At 35.6% G+C, this 16,049-nt stretch carries 23 protein-coding genes; 20 read left to right on the plus strand and 3 right to left on the minus strand.

The genetic code is table 11. From position 1 onward, the window contains the following. Positions 1–100 precede the first annotated feature (100 nt). Positions 101–712, plus strand: coding sequence for a DUF3793 family protein (locus BHF70_RS09590; RefSeq protein ID WP_075760012.1), 612 nt, complete (start codon positions 101–103; stop codon positions 710–712). Between the two features lie 68 nt (positions 713–780). Here BHF70_RS09590 and BHF70_RS09595 read toward each other — a convergent pair whose 3' ends face one another. Further along, a complete protein-coding gene (locus tag BHF70_RS09595; RefSeq protein WP_075760013.1) occupies positions 781–1,149 on the minus strand; it encodes a metal-dependent transcriptional regulator in 369 nt (122 codons plus the stop codon). Between the two features lie 254 nt (positions 1,150–1,403). Here BHF70_RS09595 and BHF70_RS09600 point away from each other — a divergent pair, with 254 nt between their 5' ends. The 8 genes from BHF70_RS09600 (at position 1,404) to BHF70_RS09635 (ending at position 7,173) form a co-directional block, all read left to right on the plus strand. After that, positions 1,404–1,616, plus strand: coding sequence for a FeoA family protein (locus BHF70_RS09600; RefSeq protein WP_075760014.1), 213 nt, complete (start codon positions 1,404–1,406; stop codon positions 1,614–1,616). Positions 1,617–1,646: 30 nt separating this feature from the next. After that, a complete protein-coding gene (locus tag BHF70_RS09605) occupies positions 1,647–1,868 on the plus strand; it encodes a FeoA family protein (RefSeq protein WP_075760015.1) in 222 nt (73 codons plus the stop codon). A gap of 87 nt (positions 1,869–1,955) precedes the next feature. Then, a complete protein-coding gene (gene feoB, locus BHF70_RS09610) occupies positions 1,956–4,103 on the plus strand; it encodes a ferrous iron transport protein B (RefSeq protein ID WP_075760016.1) in 2,148 nt (715 codons plus the stop codon). A 48-nt stretch (positions 4,104–4,151) separates the two neighbouring features. Further along, positions 4,152–4,334 carry a FeoB-associated Cys-rich membrane protein gene (locus tag BHF70_RS09615; protein WP_075760017.1) on the plus strand — a complete coding sequence of 61 codons (183 nt, stop codon included), beginning with the start codon at positions 4,152–4,154 and terminating at the stop codon, positions 4,332–4,334. 14 nt (positions 4,335–4,348) lie between these two features. After that, positions 4,349–4,606, plus strand: a complete 258-nt coding sequence (locus BHF70_RS09620; protein ID WP_075760018.1) for a transcriptional repressor — start codon at positions 4,349–4,351, stop codon at positions 4,604–4,606. A 110-nt stretch (positions 4,607–4,716) separates the two neighbouring features. Continuing rightward, on the plus strand, positions 4,717–5,472 hold the full coding sequence (gene srtB, locus BHF70_RS09625) for a class B sortase (protein ID WP_075760019.1): 756 nt from the start codon (positions 4,717–4,719) through the stop codon (positions 5,470–5,472). Further along, positions 5,459–6,220, plus strand: coding sequence for a glycoside hydrolase family 25 protein (locus BHF70_RS09630; protein ID WP_075760020.1), 762 nt, complete (start codon positions 5,459–5,461; stop codon positions 6,218–6,220). The genes srtB and BHF70_RS09630 overlap by 14 nt, the downstream gene beginning before the upstream one ends. 5 nt (positions 6,221–6,225) lie before the next feature. Then, complete coding sequence (locus BHF70_RS09635; protein WP_075760021.1) at positions 6,226–7,173, plus strand: ketopantoate reductase family protein; 948 nt, start codon at positions 6,226–6,228, stop codon at positions 7,171–7,173. Here BHF70_RS09635 and BHF70_RS09640 read toward each other — a convergent pair. Both BHF70_RS09640 and BHF70_RS09645 read right to left on the minus strand, forming a co-directional pair. Beyond that, a complete protein-coding gene (locus BHF70_RS09640; RefSeq protein ID WP_075760022.1) occupies positions 7,170–8,084 on the minus strand; it encodes a CPBP family intramembrane glutamic endopeptidase in 915 nt (304 codons plus the stop codon). The two genes, BHF70_RS09635 and BHF70_RS09640, sit on opposite strands and share 4 nt — an antisense overlap. A gap of 15 nt (positions 8,085–8,099) precedes the next feature. Next, a complete protein-coding gene (locus BHF70_RS09645) occupies positions 8,100–8,936 on the minus strand; it encodes a CvfB family protein (RefSeq protein WP_075760023.1) in 837 nt (278 codons plus the stop codon). Between the two features lie 94 nt (positions 8,937–9,030). Here BHF70_RS09645 and BHF70_RS09650 point away from each other — a divergent pair, with 94 nt between their 5' ends. The 11 genes from BHF70_RS09650 to BHF70_RS09700 all read left to right on the plus strand — a co-directional run bounded on the left by BHF70_RS09650 (position 9,031) and on the right by BHF70_RS09700 (position 16,012). Then, on the plus strand, positions 9,031–9,435 hold the full coding sequence (locus BHF70_RS09650; RefSeq protein WP_075760024.1) for a MazG family protein: 405 nt from the start codon (positions 9,031–9,033) through the stop codon (positions 9,433–9,435). A gap of 122 nt (positions 9,436–9,557) precedes the next feature. After that, complete coding sequence (locus tag BHF70_RS09655; protein WP_075760025.1) at positions 9,558–9,833, plus strand: HU family DNA-binding protein; 276 nt, start codon at positions 9,558–9,560, stop codon at positions 9,831–9,833. 133 nt (positions 9,834–9,966) lie between these two features. Next, a complete protein-coding gene (locus BHF70_RS09660; protein ID WP_075760026.1) occupies positions 9,967–10,206 on the plus strand; it encodes an RNA-binding S4 domain-containing protein in 240 nt (79 codons plus the stop codon). Positions 10,207–10,265: 59 nt separating this feature from the next. Next, entirely contained in the window at positions 10,266–10,553 is a 288-nt protein-coding gene (gene yabP, locus BHF70_RS09665) for a sporulation protein YabP (protein WP_083638412.1), read from the plus strand. Then, on the plus strand, positions 10,553–11,035 hold the full coding sequence (yabQ, locus tag BHF70_RS09670) for a spore cortex biosynthesis protein YabQ (protein ID WP_083638414.1): 483 nt from the start codon (positions 10,553–10,555) through the stop codon (positions 11,033–11,035). The genes yabP and yabQ overlap by 1 nt, the downstream gene beginning before the upstream one ends. Next, positions 11,001–11,297, plus strand: a complete 297-nt coding sequence (locus tag BHF70_RS09675) for a septum formation initiator family protein (RefSeq protein WP_083638416.1) — start codon at positions 11,001–11,003, stop codon at positions 11,295–11,297. Before yabQ ends, BHF70_RS09675 begins: the two co-directional genes overlap by 35 nt. Before the next feature lie 228 nt (positions 11,298–11,525). Then, positions 11,526–13,484 (plus strand): BglG family transcription antiterminator, encoded by a 1,959-nt coding sequence (locus tag BHF70_RS09680; RefSeq protein ID WP_075760029.1) that lies wholly within the window; start codon positions 11,526–11,528, stop codon positions 13,482–13,484. An 18-nt stretch (positions 13,485–13,502) separates the two neighbouring features. Continuing rightward, the gene (locus tag BHF70_RS09685) at positions 13,503–13,940 is read left to right on the plus strand and encodes a PTS sugar transporter subunit IIA (RefSeq protein WP_075760030.1); all 438 of its coding nucleotides are present in this window, start codon (positions 13,503–13,505) and stop codon (positions 13,938–13,940) included. Between the two features lie 32 nt (positions 13,941–13,972). After that, positions 13,973–14,263, plus strand: a complete 291-nt coding sequence (locus BHF70_RS09690) for a PTS sugar transporter subunit IIB (protein ID WP_075760031.1) — start codon at positions 13,973–13,975, stop codon at positions 14,261–14,263. Between the two features lie 23 nt (positions 14,264–14,286). Next, the gene (locus tag BHF70_RS09695; protein ID WP_075760032.1) at positions 14,287–15,564 is read left to right on the plus strand and encodes a PTS ascorbate transporter subunit IIC; all 1,278 of its coding nucleotides are present in this window, start codon (positions 14,287–14,289) and stop codon (positions 15,562–15,564) included. A 67-nt stretch (positions 15,565–15,631) separates the two neighbouring features. Beyond that, positions 15,632–16,012: a tetratricopeptide repeat protein gene (locus BHF70_RS09700; RefSeq protein WP_075760033.1), complete on the plus strand. Its 381-nt coding sequence runs from the start codon at positions 15,632–15,634 to the stop codon at positions 16,010–16,012. Positions 16,013–16,049 lie beyond the last annotated feature (37 nt).

Here is a 16,049-nt window from a genome sequence, read left to right on the forward strand (position 1 = left end):
AAGATTAATGATAAATCTTCTCACTTATTTCTATGGACATTTTTATAAAGATACCTTATGATACATATAGTTAGTTAAGACTAACCAAAAGGAGGAACATATGAGGTATCAGTTTGAATTAAGTAAGGTAAAATGGGAAAAAACAATGAAAATGCAAATAGCAATGCATTGTGCACCAGTATTAGCAGGGGTAAAACCATCCAATGCCGTAACCTTGAATGATTATGATTCCAGTGAATTACAGGAAACTGTTCAAGGGACAGATATTCAATGTGCACTTATTTACAAAGACAGGGAAAAATGTTTGTGGCTTCTTTATAGAGAACAATCTGTAAATCATTATCTGATGAAAAAGGAGCATAAAGAATTCTTGAAAAAATGCGGCTATACATCCTTTCAGTTCTATGATATTCTTTCAACCCTTAGAAAAAAATATCAGGTGTACAAAAATAAAAAAGGAAGTTTTCCTCATGAGCTGGGCTTAATTCTAGGATACCCTCTATGTGATGTTGAGGGATTCATTCAACATCAAGGAAAAAACTTTCTGTATTCAGGCTACTGGAAGGTATATGATAATCCTTCAGTAACAAAAAAGCTGTTTGAAATATATGATTTCGTTCGCTATCAGATGATCAAGCAGATTGAATATGGGAAATCACTGAGACAGATTATAGATTCGTACAGGACTTATCAGGTTCCGAATTTTGCATAAGTACAAAACACTTAAAGAAAGATAGGATATGAAAAATCTTCCCGCATAAAAATAAGCAGGAAGATTTTTTATTTCTTCGAATGAATATGTTGTTTGATTGCTTCAAAACTTTCAGGGCTTATAACATGTTCCATACGACATGCATCTTCAGCTGCAATTTTAGGATCTACACCTAAATCTGTGAGCATCTTTGATAAAAGTTCATGTCGCTCGTAAATTGTTTCAGCAATTTTACGACCGGATTCTGTCAGTGCAATGTGTCCATCTGTATCCATGATGATCAGATCATTCTGACGAAGATTTTTCATAGCGATGCTGACACTGGGTTTGGAAAAATTCATTTCGCGGGCGATATCAATAGAACGAATGGTTTTTTGCCTTTGTCCGAGAATTAAAATTGTTTCAAGATAATTTTCAGCAGATTCCTGTATCTTCAAGGTATTTCTCCTTATCTTTCATGTTTTATATGTATCAATTCTATATGATACGAAGTACATCATATCACAAGTTTAACTTATTTTCAATGGATGGGGGGAAGCTGATAGATAAGAAAAATGAAAAAAATAGTTGACAAAACAGTTAGTTGGTGCTAACCTATAAAAGAATTAGGAATGACTAACTGATAATAATCGAAGGTGGTTAGATATAACTTACTAAGAAAGCTGGTAAATATTGAATCAAGGGAGGATGCATGATGCCGTTAACGATGGTAAGACCTGGTGAAGAAAATTTAATTAAAAAAGTCGGAGGGAAAACAGAGACCAGAAGATTTCTGGAGACTTTGGGATTTGTAGTAGGTGGCAATGTTACAGTGGTTTCGACAAATAAAGGGAATCTGATTGTAAATATTAAAGATTCCAGGGTTGCAATCAGCCGGGAAATGGCAAATAAAATCATGGTTTAAGCTATATTGTTGAAAGGAGAGTTGCATATTATGCAGACATTAAAAGATACGAAAGTAGGAAGTACAGTATCTGTTGTAAAGCTTCACGGAGCAGGAGCAGTGAAGCGTCGTATTATGGATATGGGAATTACAAAGGGATGTGAAGTATATATTCGTAAAGTTGCACCTTTAGGAGATCCTGTTGAAGTAACAGTCAGGGGATATGAGCTGTCTCTGAGAAAAGCAGATGCACAGATGATAGAAGTACAGTAATTTTTTTATAATAATAGTTAGCGACTGCTAACTATATTTTTTGCAAAGTAGTTAGTCTAAACTAATAGATGTTGAGGAGGATAAAAAATGTCAGTAAAAATTGCACTTGCCGGAAATCCAAATAGTGGTAAGACAACTTTATTTAATGGATTAACTGGATCAAATCAGTTTGTGGGAAACTGGCCGGGAGTAACTGTTGAAAAAAAAGAAGGAAAGCTAAAAGGAAATAAAGATGTTACTATCATGGATTTACCAGGAATTTATTCTTTATCTCCATATACTTTGGAAGAAGTGGTAGCAAGAAACTATCTGATTACAGAACGACCAGATGCTATTCTGAATATTGTGGATGGAACAAATCTGGAACGTAATCTGTATTTAACAACTCAGTTGATGGAACTGGGGATTCCGGTTATTATGGCAATAAATATGATTGATATCGTAGAAAAGAATGGCGATGAGATTGATACAGAAATTCTTTCCAGACAATTAGGATGTGAAGTTGTAAAAATTTCTGCATTGAAAGGAAAGGGAATTAAGGAAGCAGCCGATAAAGCAGTAAATCTGGCAGGAAGCAGTCAGACAAAAGCTCCTGTTCATACATTCAGTGCAGAAGTTGAAACAGTACTTCAGGATATTGAAAGTACACTGGAAGATGATATTCCGGAAGAACAGAAACGTTTTTACGCTATTAAATTATTTGAACGTGATGATAAGATAATGGAGCAGATGAAATCTGCACCAAATATAGATCAGATTATTGAAAAAGCAGAAAATGATTTTGACGATGATTCTGAAAGTATCATTACAAATGAAAGATATAATTATATTACTTCAATTATTGGAAAATGCTATAAAAAGAAAAACAAGGAACAGTTAAGCACCTCTGATAAAATTGATAGAATCGTTACAAATCGTTTCCTTGCACTTCCAATTTTTGCAGTGGTTATGTATATTGTTTATTATGTATCTGTGACAACCGTTGGAACGATTATGACAGACTGGACCAATGATGTACTGTTTGGGGAGATTATTCCTCCTGCGATTGAAAGCTTTCTGGTAAGTATCCATTGTGCAGAATGGCTTCAGAGCTTAATTCTTGATGGTATTGTTGCCGGTGTTGGAGCAGTTATCGGATTTGTACCTCAGATGTTAGTACTGTTTATCTTCCTTGCGTTTTTAGAAAGCTGCGGATATATGGCGCGTATTGCATTTATCATGGACCGTATTTTCCGTAAATTCGGATTATCTGGAAAATCCTTTATTCCAATGATTATTGGAACAGGATGTGGGGTTCCCGGTGTCATGGCATCTCGAACTATTGAAAATGACAGAGATCGTAAAATGACAATTATGACGACAACATTTATTCCTTGTGGAGCAAAGCTTCCAATTATTGCACTGATTGCAGGTGCATTATTTGACGGAGCTTCATGGGTAGCACCGAGTGCATATTTTGTTGGGATTGCAGCAATTATTATTTCTGGTATCATATTAAAGAAAACAAAGATGTTTGCGGGAGAACCGGCACCATTTGTTATGGAACTTCCGGCATATCATCTGCCAACAGCAGGAAATGTATTAAGAAGTATGTGGGAACGAGGATGGTCATTTATTAAGAAGGCCGGAACCGTTATCCTGTTATCCACTATTTTTATCTGGTTTACATCAAACTTTGGTGTACACGGCGGATTTCATATGGTAGATGATTTAAGTGAAGGAATTTTATCTGATATTGGTAAAGGATTTGCATGGATTTTTACTCCTCTTGGATGGGGAAATTGGAAAGCAGCTGTTGCAGCTGTTACTGGATTAGTGGCAAAAGAAAATGTTGTTGGTACTTTTGGCATCCTTTATGGATTTGCAGAAGTAGCAGAAGATGGTGCAGAAATCTGGGGAACTCTAGCAGGAAGTTTTACTTCAGTAGCAGCATATTCCTTCCTGGTATTTAATTTGTTATGTGCACCATGTTTTGCAGCTATTGGAGCAATCAAACGTGAAATGAATAATACAAAATGGACATGGTTTGCCATTGGATATCAGTGTGTGTTTGCATATGCAATTTCATTATGTATTTATCAGATTGGTGGATTAGTGACAGGAACCATAAGTTTTGGAGCTGGAACTGTAGCGGCAATTCTGATTATTGTATTTTTACTTTACATGCTGCTGCGTCCATATAAAGAAAGCAATACTTTTAATATTTCAAGTGTTGAAGTAAAAACAAAAGCATAAATAATATGTAAATCTTATATAGTTAATAGTCAATGAAAGGATGTAGCAATGTTTGATTTTTTTATGGAAAATTTATCTACGATACTTGTAGCTTTGGTGGTATTTGGATGTGTTTTGCTGGCCGTGCGTAGTATTCACAGAGATAAGAAAAACGGAAAGGCCTGCAGTGGATGCGCAGGTGGCTGCAGCGGGTGTGCAGGTTCATCAGGGTGCCATGATCATCAGGAATAAAAGGTGTGATACATATGTCTCAAGAACAGGTACTAAAATTACTTCAGGATAATGGGAAAAGAATTACCCAGCAGAGGAAAATTCTAGTTGATGTAATTTTAAATGGACAATGGGAATGTTGTAAAGAAATATATTATGAAGCGGCCAAAAGAGATTTATCTATTGGAATGGCAACAGTATACAGAATGATGACTACACTGGAAGAAATTGGGGTTATAGAAAGAAGATGTGTTTTCTGTATAAAAGAGAACAGAGATTGTATTCCTAAATAAAGTTTTGTACGAAAAAATGGTCTTGCATGAGAATGCAGGGCCATTATTGACGTTAGAAAGAAAATTCAGTATACTTTTTTAAAGGAGAATTTTTCCAAAGAGAAATTGTTATGAGAAAATATATTATAAATTTAATTTTGCTAATCAGTGCTATTATTTTTTGCTTTTCCGGATGGAAATTATATGGAATCCGGCATTCTTATCAAGAGGCAGAAAAAGAATATGAGACTATTCGAAAAGAGACACATGCAGATGAAAAGAAAAAAGGGAAAAAAATAGATAGAAAAATTGATTTTTCAAGACTGAAAAAGATTAATCCTGATGTGGTGGGGTGGATTTATATTCCTGGAACATCCATTGATTATCCTGTAGTAAAAGGGAAGGACAATGAAGAATATCTGCACAAAACATTCCAGGGAAAAATCAATTCGTCAGGTGCAATTTTTATGGACTGCAATGGGAAGAAGGATTTTTCCGGCGAGCATAATATTCTTTATGGTCACCATATGAGAAATGGATCAATGTTTGCAGATTTATTGAAGTTTAGAAAAGAATCATTTGTGAAGAAATATGATAGTGCCATATTATATACACCTGAAAAAACTGTTTATCTTAAAATATTTGCAGCCTATGGAAAGAAAGCAGATCAAAATATTTTATTATCTTTTGGAAACCCGCAGGAGAAATTTCACTATCTCCAGGATATTTTTAAAAGAAATGAGATAAAATCCGGTAATCTCATAAACAACATAGAAAATATACAAAAAATCTATACCTTTGTTACATGCAGCTATGAGGCTGAAAATCAGAGGACATTTGTTCATGGAATGGAAGTTGGAAAGCAGGAAATCAATGAAGTTAAATAAGAGAAATAAAAAAGAATTAAGAATAATCTGTTTATTTCTTCTGGCAATAACAGTGATTTTTCTTTGGATCGTTCAAAATATCGGTTTTCCTATTGAAACAAAGATTTTCCAGGGTGGTAAAATTAAGGTAATCGATGTTTCTTCTTATAATGGAAATATAAACTGGAAAAAAGTAAAAGATCAGGAAATTAATCATGCCATGTTAAAAATTGGATCTGGGATAAATGGAAAACGGAAAGGAATGGAAGATTCACGTTTTTCTGGTAATTACAGGAATGCAGGATATGCGGCAATTCATCGGGGAATTTACTATTATTCATATGCTGAAAATGTGACAGATGCCAGAAAAGAGGCGAAGCATTGTCTGTTTTTGATGCAAAAAAATGGTATTGATCCAACCGATTTGGATTTACCTGTTGCATATGATGTAGAGGAACCGTCTGTTTTTCAAACGGGGAAAGAAAATGTAACTGCTATAACAGTAGCATTTTGTGAGGAAATTGAAAAAGCAGGATTTACTCCTATGATTTATTCAGGAGTATCTGCTTTGAATCATTATTTCGATTACGATAAGATAAAAAAATATAAAATATGGGTAGCGCATTATACAAATCGTTCCCGGCCGGCAGTACGTTTTCCATATCAGATGTGGCAGTATACCAGTAAAGCTTCTGTGCCAGGAGCAAACACAGGACGAGGTTACTGTGACGTTAGTTACTATTACATAAATCAAAAAGAGAGGAAATAATAGCTATGAGAGAGATAAAAAGTGCGGCATTGATTGGACTTGGTGCCATAGGAGGTTATGTTGCACCGAAACTGGAGACAGTTATGGGACATGAAGGATTTACGATTATTGCAGATGGAAAGAGAAAAGAACGTCTGGAAAACGAAGGATGCACCATCAATGATGTTATCTGGAAGTTTTCGGTTACAGCACCAGAAGATGCTGTAAAACCAGTGGACTTACTGATTTTTTCTGTAAAATATCATGGACTGGAGCAGGCTATTGAAGATGCAAAAAAATTTGTTGGAGAAAATACTATTCTGATGTCATTACTTAATGGTGTGGAAAGTGAAGAAATTCTTCGGAAGCATTTCCCTAAACAGCATATTTTGTATTCCATTATTCGAATTCCATCTATTCATGAAAATGGGAAAATATCGTATCCTGATGATTGGGGGGAAATATCCTTTGGAGATCCTGTCAATCATGAATTGTCTGAGGATGTAAAGGCAGTAAAGAATCTTTTTGAAAAGGCACAGATTGGATATCAGATTCCAGAAGATATGCTGAGAAACATGTGGCACAAATTTATGACTAACGTCAGTGAAAATCAAATTGCGGCTGTATTGAAAGCACCTTATGGAATATTTCAGATTAGTAGAGAGGCTAATCATCTTAGAGAGAATGTAGCCAGAGAGGTTATAGCCATCGCTCAGGCTAAGGGAATTGATTTAAAAGAGGAAGATTTACTTCCTGTAAGAGAAAAAGTTGCATCTTATCCATTTCAAGGGAAGCCATCAACTATGCAGGATATTGAGCATAGAAGAAAAACTGAAGTTGATATGTTTGCAGGGGCAATGCTCAGAATGGGAAAGGAGCTGGGAATTCCAACTCCTTATAATCAGATGCTGTTTGATTGTATAAAAGCTTTAGAAACCTGGAATGATTATCAGACGAAGTCTGAAAATTGCTAAAACATTGATACAGATATTTCCACTAGAATGGAAAGAATAAAACAAATTATCAGAGCAGCAAAGTAGGAAGTACTTGTTGCTCTTTCTTTTGGCCAGCTTTTTCTCACGTCTCTGGAAAGCCATGTTTTCATATAGCCCAGACGACCATTAAAATATGCAAGGGCAATCAGCAGAAAAAAACTTAAAATCAGACCAATAAGGGCCGCAGGCAGAATAGAAATCACACCAATCCAGCTAGTGCTATCTGAAGCGGCAGTTTGAGTCATTTCAGACAGTATGCTGAATTTATTCAGAATATATGAGGCAACCAATGAAGAGCCATTAAATATTCCATGTACGATCATAGAAGAAAAAATACTGTCAGATGCCTCTACCACCAGTCCGAATACAAGACCAAGGAAAAAAGCGTAGCAAAACTGTTGAAAATTCATATGTGCAAGACCGAAAAATAAGGCAGAAAAGAAAATCCCTTTTATGGGATTTCCTTTGCGAAGTCCCGAATATACAACACCTCGAAAAATCAGTTCTTCCACAATTCCAGGCAGCAAAGCTGTGGAAATCAGCATTAATGGAAAGTTCTGCATGATACCCTTCGTAATGGAAGAGGTGGTAATATCATGGAAAAACATTTGTCCTGCCACGCTGATCAAACCAGCGGCAGGTCGAATGGTAAATGCCAGTAAGATCAGCAAAAGTATGGAAACAGGGTGGATTTTGTGAAGGCGTAAAGTCTTTCTGAAATCTTTTCCGGTGAAAATCATATATATTATGATATAACAAAGCAAACCGGCATATGTGATGATTGATAACAACGGTCCATTGCTGAAAAAAATAGAAATTCCCATGGAAAAGCAGAGGAATATTAAAACATAGCATAAACTGAAAAAGCCCACAGATTTAAAATATCTCATAATGACCAGACTCCTTTATTTTTTTAAAATGCCTGTTTTAGTAATGATAATTTTATCTTCCTTTAAAAGTCTTCCTACTGCCCGTTTAAATGCGTTTTTACTAAGTCCAAGCTCCCGGTCAATGATTTCAGGTTTCACTTTGTCATTAAAAGGAAGACATCCGTCATAGCTGTCAATGGTATCCATAACCAGTTTGGCATCACGATCCATCTGAAGATATGCTTTTTCATGAGGACTTAAACTGAGTTTTCCATCAGAAGAAATACTGGTAATACGAAGATGAAGCTGTTCACCAATGGAAATCTTACCGTGAAGTTCTTTTTTTGGAATTCTGCCAAGATACTTATCTTCTACAGCAACAAAAGCACCATGTTCTGGATGAATGTTGTATACGGTTCCCATGACCCATTCGCCAGTTTTAAAAGAATGTTCTGTGGACAGAAGCTGACCAATCTTCATTGTTGCACAAAGACGGGAACTTTTATCAACATAAAGAGAAACTAAATAATTTTTTCCTGGACGAACACGTCCCAGCTGTTCTTTAAATGGAAGAAACAGATCTTTTTCCAGTCCCCAGTCAAGAAATGCTCCAATTGAACTTACTTCTTTTACACGTAAAGGACGGATGGTACCCAAAGTTATTTTTGGAATATGAACGGTCGCGATTGGACGGTCTTCGGAATCTTTGTAGACGAAACAGGAAATACGGTCCCCGATATGGGAATCCTGAGGAACCTGCTTGGCAGGAAGAAGAATGCTTCCTTCGATTTTATCTTTTTGATCATTTACATAGACACCGAAATCCTTTCTTTTTACAATATATAAATCTTGAAATTTTCCTAATTGAATCATATCATAACCTCTTTCTTTTAAATTTCAGGTTTGCTAAACTAGTATATCATAGTTTGGGACAAATATGAAATATAATGAATCAAGGAGGAGTCATATGGAAATAAATGAGAAATACGCTTTTCAGGAGCTGATAGAAATTGTGGCAAAGCTGAGAGGTGATCAGGGATGCCCCTGGGACAAAAAACAGACTCATGAATCTTTAATTCCATGTCTTATGGAGGAAAGTGATGAGGTTAAGGAGGCAATCTGTCATAAGGATATGGATAATCTGTGCGAGGAGCTGGGTGACGTACTCCTTCAGGTAGTGATGCATGCTCAGATAGCCAGTGAAAATGGCAGTTTTAATATAGAAGATGTCATTACTGGAGTCAGCCGGAAGATGATTCGCAGACATCCCCATGTATTTGGTGATTTAAAGGTGGAAGATGAACAGCAGCTGTTAAAAAACTGGGAACGAATCAAGCAGGAAGAACGACTGGAAAAAGAAAGTCCAAAGTAGCATGAAATCGAGGTTTTGACATATTTTACTTGACTAACATTAGGAAAGACTATAGAATTAGCTTATGCGAATTTAAGAGCATAAATAAAATATGTTTGGGTTGAGATTAGGAGGAAGAATTAATGAACAAGACAGAATTAGTCGCTGCAATTGCAAAGAAAACAGAATTGTCCAAAAAAGATGCAGAAAAGGCATTAAAAGCCTTTACTGATGTTGTAGCAGAAGAACTTAAGAAAGGTGAAAAAATTCAGTTAGTTGGATTTGGAACATTCGAAGTTACTGAAAGAGCTGCAAGAGAAGGAAGAAATCCTCGCAGTGGCGAAATTATGAAGATTGCTGCTTCTAAAGCTCCAAAGTTCAAAGCAGGAAAAGCTTTAAAAGACATCGTAAACGAATAGATAATGTTCATTTGATTATGACTGCCGGTTTTTTCACGGACCGGCAGTTTTCTTAATTTATCAGGAAAATCCTGGTGAATGATATGCTTCCGGAAGATGTGCTAAAGTCATATATGGATTAGAAAGGTAGATTATGAGATTAGATAAATTTTTGAAAGTATCACGAATCATTAAAAGAAGAACTGTTGCAAATGAAGCTTGCTCTGCCGGACGTGTTTTTGTAAATGGAAAGACGGCCAAAGCGGGAACCAATGTGAAGCCAGGTGACAAAATTGAAATACAGTTTGGAAATCGTGAAGTAGCAGTGGAAGTGTTAGATGTAATGGAAACTGTGAAAAAAGATCAGGCAGCAGAATTGTATCGATATTTATAGGTATCTTTTGCAGGCTCCTTTCATATGATGTATAAATCAAAATTGAAAGGAGAGCAATTATGATTGAGGATAGACAACCTATAAAAACACATAAACTAAATATTCTGAATCGGTCTCTTGGGGTGATTACCGGTGTCAAAGATGTAGTTTCTTTTGATCTGAATGAAATCATTTTAGATACAGAACAGGGTTTGCTTATGATCAAAGGGATGAATCTTCATGTTAAAAGACTTCTGGTAGAAAAGGGAGAAGTTGAGATTGATGGAAAGATTGACAGCTTCCTTTATTCGGAAATGGAAGAATCCAGAGGAAAGAAAGAAGGGTTCATAGGAAGGCTTTTGAAATAATGGAAGTAGTAACCGGGCAACTGATGTTCTTTCTGGAATCTCTTGGATTTGGAGCGGTACTCTTTTTTCTATATGATATCATCAGAGGATTTCGAAGAATATTTATACATAAATCCTTCTTTATTATAATAGAAGATCTTTTTTTCTGGATGCTGGTGGGAATCATAAGTTTTCGGTTTCTCTGCTGGTATAATCAGGGGGAATTAAGAGGCTTCTTTTTTCTTGGACTTGGTATTGGAATGATATTATATTTTAAACTTGCCAGTAAGATGATTATAAATATATCTACTGTTATTTTTGATTATCTGAAAAGATTTTGTAAATATATATATTATTTATTATTTCGTCCTGTATTGAAGATAAACACAAATATCAGGTGGCAATTGAAAAAAGAGAAAAAAAAAGTTAAAATGGCACTAAAGAATGGAAAAATAAGGGGTGATGCAGATGAAGATGGAAAGAAAATACAGGAAAAAAGATAAAAGGAAAAAGTACATCGCTTTTTTTGTGATTGTATTTGTAGTGGCAATGTCCTTTTCCTATTTAGGTCTGTATCAAAAATCCAAAAAGCTGGAAAAAGAACAGCAGCAGGTTGAGGCACAGATTAAAAAGGAAAAAGAAAAAAAGAAAGAATTAAAGAAAAAAAAGGAATATATTAAAACAAGAGAATTTATTGAGAAAATGGCAACTGAAAAGTTTGGATTATTATATCCAGATGAATTTTTACTGAAAGCAGATGAATAAAAAGAATCAGGAATTTACCTGATTCTTTTTTTTACATAGGAAATTCAAAGGAATTTCCTATGTAAAAAATGCTCTGCGCGGATGTGCACGATGTGTAGCAGTTAAAACTGCTACACATCGGCACGCAAAGCGGAAATAGTTGTTTTTTATTTCCGCTTCAAGCGGAAAAACACGAACTATATTATGAGGAAATATTTTCCTATAATAAATTTCAGAAGGAGTGAAGAAATGGAGTTATCTAATAAACGATGCATCCAGATCCTGAAACTACTAATGAAAAGTAAAGATAAGATGACCGGAGATAATCTGGCGATTTCAATTGGTGTTTCTTCAAGAACCATAAGAAATGATATGAAGGAACTGAATCTTGATTTGAAGAAATATGGAGCAGAGGTTATTTCGGAAATCGGTCAGGACTATTATCTGAAAGTTACGCAAAAAGAAAAATTTGCAGGCTTTCTAGAAGAGCTTCAACGGAAAAAAAAGGAAAAAGATTTTAAAAATATTATTCCATCAGAGCCGGAAGACCGGGTGCGGTATATTATCTCCAAATTGCTGTTATCATCACTAAACGGGAGAAAGGAAATCATAGATTCCTTTGATCTTGAGGAAGAACTTTTTATTAGTACGTCTACTTTGAAAAAAGATTTTCGTACCATTGATCGAATACTGAAAAACTACGATTTAAAAATCAGCATTACGAAAAAAGAAGGTGTTCGTATTGTGGGAGAAGAAGCGAAGATACGCTATTGCATTTCGGAGTATATTTTCAATAGCAAAGGATATTTTGGTGCGGAAGAAAATGAATTTTATAAGAATGTATTTACTGAAGAGGAAATGGAAAGCCTTCGAAAAATACTTTTAGAAGCTATTACAGACTATAACCTTAGATTGACAGATATCGCTTTTAAGAATGTATTGATACACAGTCTGATTATGTTAAAGCGTTTTGAAAGACAGAAGAGAGTCATTTATGAAAAAAGTGACATGGAGTCTTTTGAACAACGAATAGAATTTGACTGTGCAAAGGAAATTATCTGGAAAATACAAGAAGAACTTGGTGTGGATCTGGGAAATGAAGTATATTATCTGACTCAGCATTTAATATCAAGCCAGAGATTTCTGATTGATAATCCGGAAGATGATTATGAATATAAAGAGGAAATTAGCAATATTCTGGAAACAATAAAGGCAGAAACAAACATTGACCTTTCAGATGATAAAGAGCTGATCAATGGATTGGCAATGCATTTGGAAGCAGCAATGCAACGTCTGAGATTTGATATGAATATTCGTAATGAATTTTTGGATTCTATCAAGAATATGTATCCTCTGGCCTTTGAACTGGCAGTTCTGGCAGGGGAGGTGATTGAAAAGAATCACAAATTCAAACCGAAAGAAAATGAGATTGGATTTCTTGCCATGCATTTTGGGGCAGCTCTTGAAAGAAAGGGTCTTAACCGGAAGATGGAAAGAAAAAAAGCAGTAATTGTCTGTATTGCAGGAGTAGCAACAGCCATGCTGTTAAAAGAAAAAATACAACAGAATTTTGGACATAAGATTGAGGTTGTAAAAACATGTCCTAGTCAGGAAGTAACACAGGAATTAATTAATCAGGTGGACATCGTGCTTACAACTGTGGAATTAAGTGACTTTCATTCTTCCAAAATTAAGAAAATAAACCTATTTCTGGAAGATGCTGATATAGAAAGTATCAGAACTGTTCTGGAAACGACAGAAAATAATGAAGTGGCTGCATATAGAGATATTTTTCGATCTGATTTGTTCTTTTCAAATGTGGATTTGAAGAACAAACAGGAGGTGCTGGAATATATTACAGATACTATGCTGAATAGAGGATATATTACAGAAAATATAAAGAGATCTATTTTTAAAAGAGAAGAGATGGCAACCACAGAACTGGGAAGTCTGGTGGCAATTCCACACGCATTAACTAATGATATGGGTGAAGCTGTGGTATCTGTCATGATTTTGAAAAAACCTATCCCCTGGGAAAATGAAAAAGTTCAGGTAGTACTTTTACTAAATATTCCAAAAAGCAAGTATGGAATGTGGGAATCTGTTTTTAAACGGTTATACCAATATCTGATAGGAAGTCAAGGGGTAACTAAGTTAATTAAAAATAGAAATTATGAAGAATTTATTGGACAGCTTGAAAGCATGTGATTAAAGGAGGAAAAAGAAGTGGAAGGGCTGGTTTTAAACAAAAATAATGTAAAACTGAAAGTCGAGGCAGCAAATTGGGAAGAAGCAATCCGTGTTGGTGCCGGAATGCTTGTAGAACAGGGACTTGCAAAAGAATCCTATGTGGAGGGTATTATTTCAGCTGTAAAACAGCTGGGTCCATATATCATTATATCTGAAGGACTGGCAATGCCTCATACAAGACCGGAAGAAGGAGCATTGGACATCGGGTGCAGCCTGATTACTTTGAAAGAGCCGGTACTATTTGAAGGGGACAGCAGTCCGATAAAGGTTATGATTTGTTTCTCAGCAGTAGACAGTGAGAGCCATATGGATATTCTAAAGATGATCGTTGAGTTTGTAGAACGCGGACTCATTGATGATATAGCTAAAGCAGAGACTTACGAAGAGTTACTTGAAGTGATTGGAACTAATTAAAGTGATTAACATATAAGAAAGGAGGAGCTATTATGTTACAAATTTTAACTGTATGTGGTGCAGGACTTGGAAGTAGTTTTGCGTGCCAGATGAGTGTGGAAGCTGTTCTGAAAGAACTTGGTGTGGAAGCAAAATTGGATCATACAGACATTTCCAGTGTAGGTGGAGCAAAAGCTGACATTATTCTTTCAGGAAAGAATTTTGAAAAACAGTTTGAACGCTATACACTTGATTGTCCTACAGTGTTCCTTGATCGTCTGGTTGATAAAAATGAAATCAAAGAAAAACTGACACCAGTATTAAAGGAACTTGGAGCATTATAAACAAGAAAAAGTGAGGAGAAAATATGCAAGTTTTAAATTTTATTATTAAAAATATTTTAACACAGGCGTCTGTAGTTATTGGGCTGATTGCTCTTCTTGGATTAGCATTACAGAAAAAACCAGTGGGAGCTATTGTGTCTGGAACAATGAAAACTATCTTAGGATTTTTAGTTTTATCTGCAGGTTCCAGTGTAATCCAGGGATCATTGGCAATCTTTGGTGATTTGTTCAATAAGGCTTTTGGATTAAAAGGTTTAGTAGCATCAATTGAAGGTATCAATGGTCAGGCAATGACAGACCTTGGACTTGGTTCTGAAATCGCTATCACATTGGCAGGTATCTTTATCGTCAACATTATTTTAGCTCGTGTAACAAAATTCAAATATATTTTCTTAACAGGACAGGCTCTGTTATGGGAATCTACTCTTTGTGTAGTATTTGCTTACTTTACAGGATTAAGAGGAGTAGCATTGATCATCGTTGCATCTATCGTTGGTGGTGCTTTCGCAACATTAATGCCAGCATTTGCTCAGCCAGTTATGAGACAGATTACAGGAAGTGATGACATTGCGTTAGGACATTTCTGTACAATTGGTTACATGTTTACAGCATTGATTTCTAAATTAACAGGTGACAAAGAGCATTCTACAGAAGATATTGCTCTTCCACAGAGTCTTGAATTCTTACAGGATACATATCTTTCTGTAATGGTAGTTATGGTTCCATTTTACTTAATCGTTGCTATCTTTGCAGGACCAGCCGCATGTGCAGAATATGCTGGAGAAACTAACTATATCGTATTTATGTTCCTTCAGGCATTACAGTTTGTAACAGGTCTGTATGTATTGATGGCAGGTGTTCGTCTTCTGTTAGCTGAATTAGTTCCAGCATTCCAGGGAATCTCTATGAAACTGGTACCAAATTCAAAACCTGCTTTAGACTGCCCTGTATTATTCCCATATGCACCAAACGCAGTTATCCTTGGATTTATCTTTACAACAATCGGATCTATCATCGGTATGTTCATTACACCACTTATGGGATTACCAATGATTCTTCCAGGTGTTATGAGTAACTTCTTTGCAGGTGGTACAGCAGGTATCTTTGCTAACCAGGTTGGTGGACGTCGTGGAACAATGATCGGATGTATTGCACATGGTATCTTCATCATCATCATTCCAGCACTGCTTTCCCCAATGTTAGGAGAAATCGGATTCCAGAACATGACATGTACTGATGTAGATACAGTATTTACAGGATTCTTCTTCATGATTATTAAATCTATTACAGGAATCTTTTAATTTGAAGTCGTGATAGGAATTTTGTTAGAAAATTTTGATGACAAAAAGACTTTTGGAGGGATCAAACATGTTTTTCTTTAAAAAGAAAGAAAAGAAAAAAGAGGAAACAGCAGCTCCAGTTGTAAATAAAGAAGAACTTCTTGCTAAAGCAGAAGAAAAAATAAAAGAACTGGAAGGAAAAGAAGGTAATGACAAAGTCCAGGTACTTAATGAAATAGGATCTTTGTATACTCAGGCAGAAGAAATAGACCAGGCAATAAAATATTATGAAGAGAGTCTGGAAATCTGTAAACAGCATGGAAAAGCTTCAACAGATCTGATGAAACTGTATAACAAAAAACGTCAGGAAGCTGCAGAAGCAAAAGATGACGAAAAAGTTAAAGAGTATATGGAAAAAGTTCAGGGACTTATGCAAATGTCAAAAGACATCATTCGTGGAAATGCGTAAAAGCATGAGAAACATGTGAGACCGCAGGACATAATAA

Source organism: Anaerostipes sp. 494a (assembly GCF_001940315.1).
Lineage (GTDB): Bacteria > Bacillota > Clostridia > Lachnospirales > Lachnospiraceae > Anaerostipes > Anaerostipes faecalis.

Excerpts from the sequence above, each read along its gene's own strand:
- BHF70_RS09590 (WP_075760012.1), top strand. The coding sequence starts at position 101 with ATGAGGTATCAGTTTGAATTAAGTAAGGTAAAATGGGAAAAAACAATG.
- BHF70_RS09600 (WP_075760014.1), top strand. The coding sequence starts at position 1,404 with ATGATGCCGTTAACGATGGTAAGACCTGGTGAAGAAAATTTAATTAAA.
- BHF70_RS09605 (WP_075760015.1), top strand. The coding sequence starts at position 1,647 with ATGCAGACATTAAAAGATACGAAAGTAGGAAGTACAGTATCTGTTGTA.
- feoB (WP_075760016.1), top strand. The coding sequence starts at position 1,956 with ATGTCAGTAAAAATTGCACTTGCCGGAAATCCAAATAGTGGTAAGACA.
- BHF70_RS09615 (WP_075760017.1), top strand. The coding sequence starts at position 4,152 with ATGTTTGATTTTTTTATGGAAAATTTATCTACGATACTTGTAGCTTTG.
- BHF70_RS09620 (WP_075760018.1), top strand. The coding sequence starts at position 4,349 with ATGTCTCAAGAACAGGTACTAAAATTACTTCAGGATAATGGGAAAAGA.
- srtB (WP_075760019.1), top strand. The coding sequence starts at position 4,717 with ATGAGAAAATATATTATAAATTTAATTTTGCTAATCAGTGCTATTATT.
- BHF70_RS09630 (WP_075760020.1), top strand. The coding sequence starts at position 5,459 with ATGAAGTTAAATAAGAGAAATAAAAAAGAATTAAGAATAATCTGTTTA.
- BHF70_RS09635 (WP_075760021.1), top strand. The coding sequence starts at position 6,226 with ATGAGAGAGATAAAAAGTGCGGCATTGATTGGACTTGGTGCCATAGGA.
- BHF70_RS09640 (WP_075760022.1), bottom strand. The coding sequence starts at position 8,084 with ATGAGATATTTTAAATCTGTGGGCTTTTTCAGTTTATGCTATGTTTTA.
- BHF70_RS09645 (WP_075760023.1), bottom strand. The coding sequence starts at position 8,936 with ATGATTCAATTAGGAAAATTTCAAGATTTATATATTGTAAAAAGAAAG.
- BHF70_RS09650 (WP_075760024.1), top strand. The coding sequence starts at position 9,031 with ATGGAAATAAATGAGAAATACGCTTTTCAGGAGCTGATAGAAATTGTG.
- BHF70_RS09655 (WP_075760025.1), top strand. The coding sequence starts at position 9,558 with ATGAACAAGACAGAATTAGTCGCTGCAATTGCAAAGAAAACAGAATTG.
- BHF70_RS09660 (WP_075760026.1), top strand. The coding sequence starts at position 9,967 with ATGAGATTAGATAAATTTTTGAAAGTATCACGAATCATTAAAAGAAGA.
- yabP (WP_083638412.1), top strand. The coding sequence starts at position 10,266 with ATGATTGAGGATAGACAACCTATAAAAACACATAAACTAAATATTCTG.
- yabQ (WP_083638414.1), top strand. The coding sequence starts at position 10,553 with ATGGAAGTAGTAACCGGGCAACTGATGTTCTTTCTGGAATCTCTTGGA.
- BHF70_RS09675 (WP_083638416.1), top strand. The coding sequence starts at position 11,001 with ATGAAGATGGAAAGAAAATACAGGAAAAAAGATAAAAGGAAAAAGTAC.
- BHF70_RS09680 (WP_075760029.1), top strand. The coding sequence starts at position 11,526 with ATGGAGTTATCTAATAAACGATGCATCCAGATCCTGAAACTACTAATG.
- BHF70_RS09690 (WP_075760031.1), top strand. The coding sequence starts at position 13,973 with ATGTTACAAATTTTAACTGTATGTGGTGCAGGACTTGGAAGTAGTTTT.
- BHF70_RS09695 (WP_075760032.1), top strand. The coding sequence starts at position 14,287 with ATGCAAGTTTTAAATTTTATTATTAAAAATATTTTAACACAGGCGTCT.
- BHF70_RS09700 (WP_075760033.1), top strand. The coding sequence starts at position 15,632 with ATGTTTTTCTTTAAAAAGAAAGAAAAGAAAAAAGAGGAAACAGCAGCT.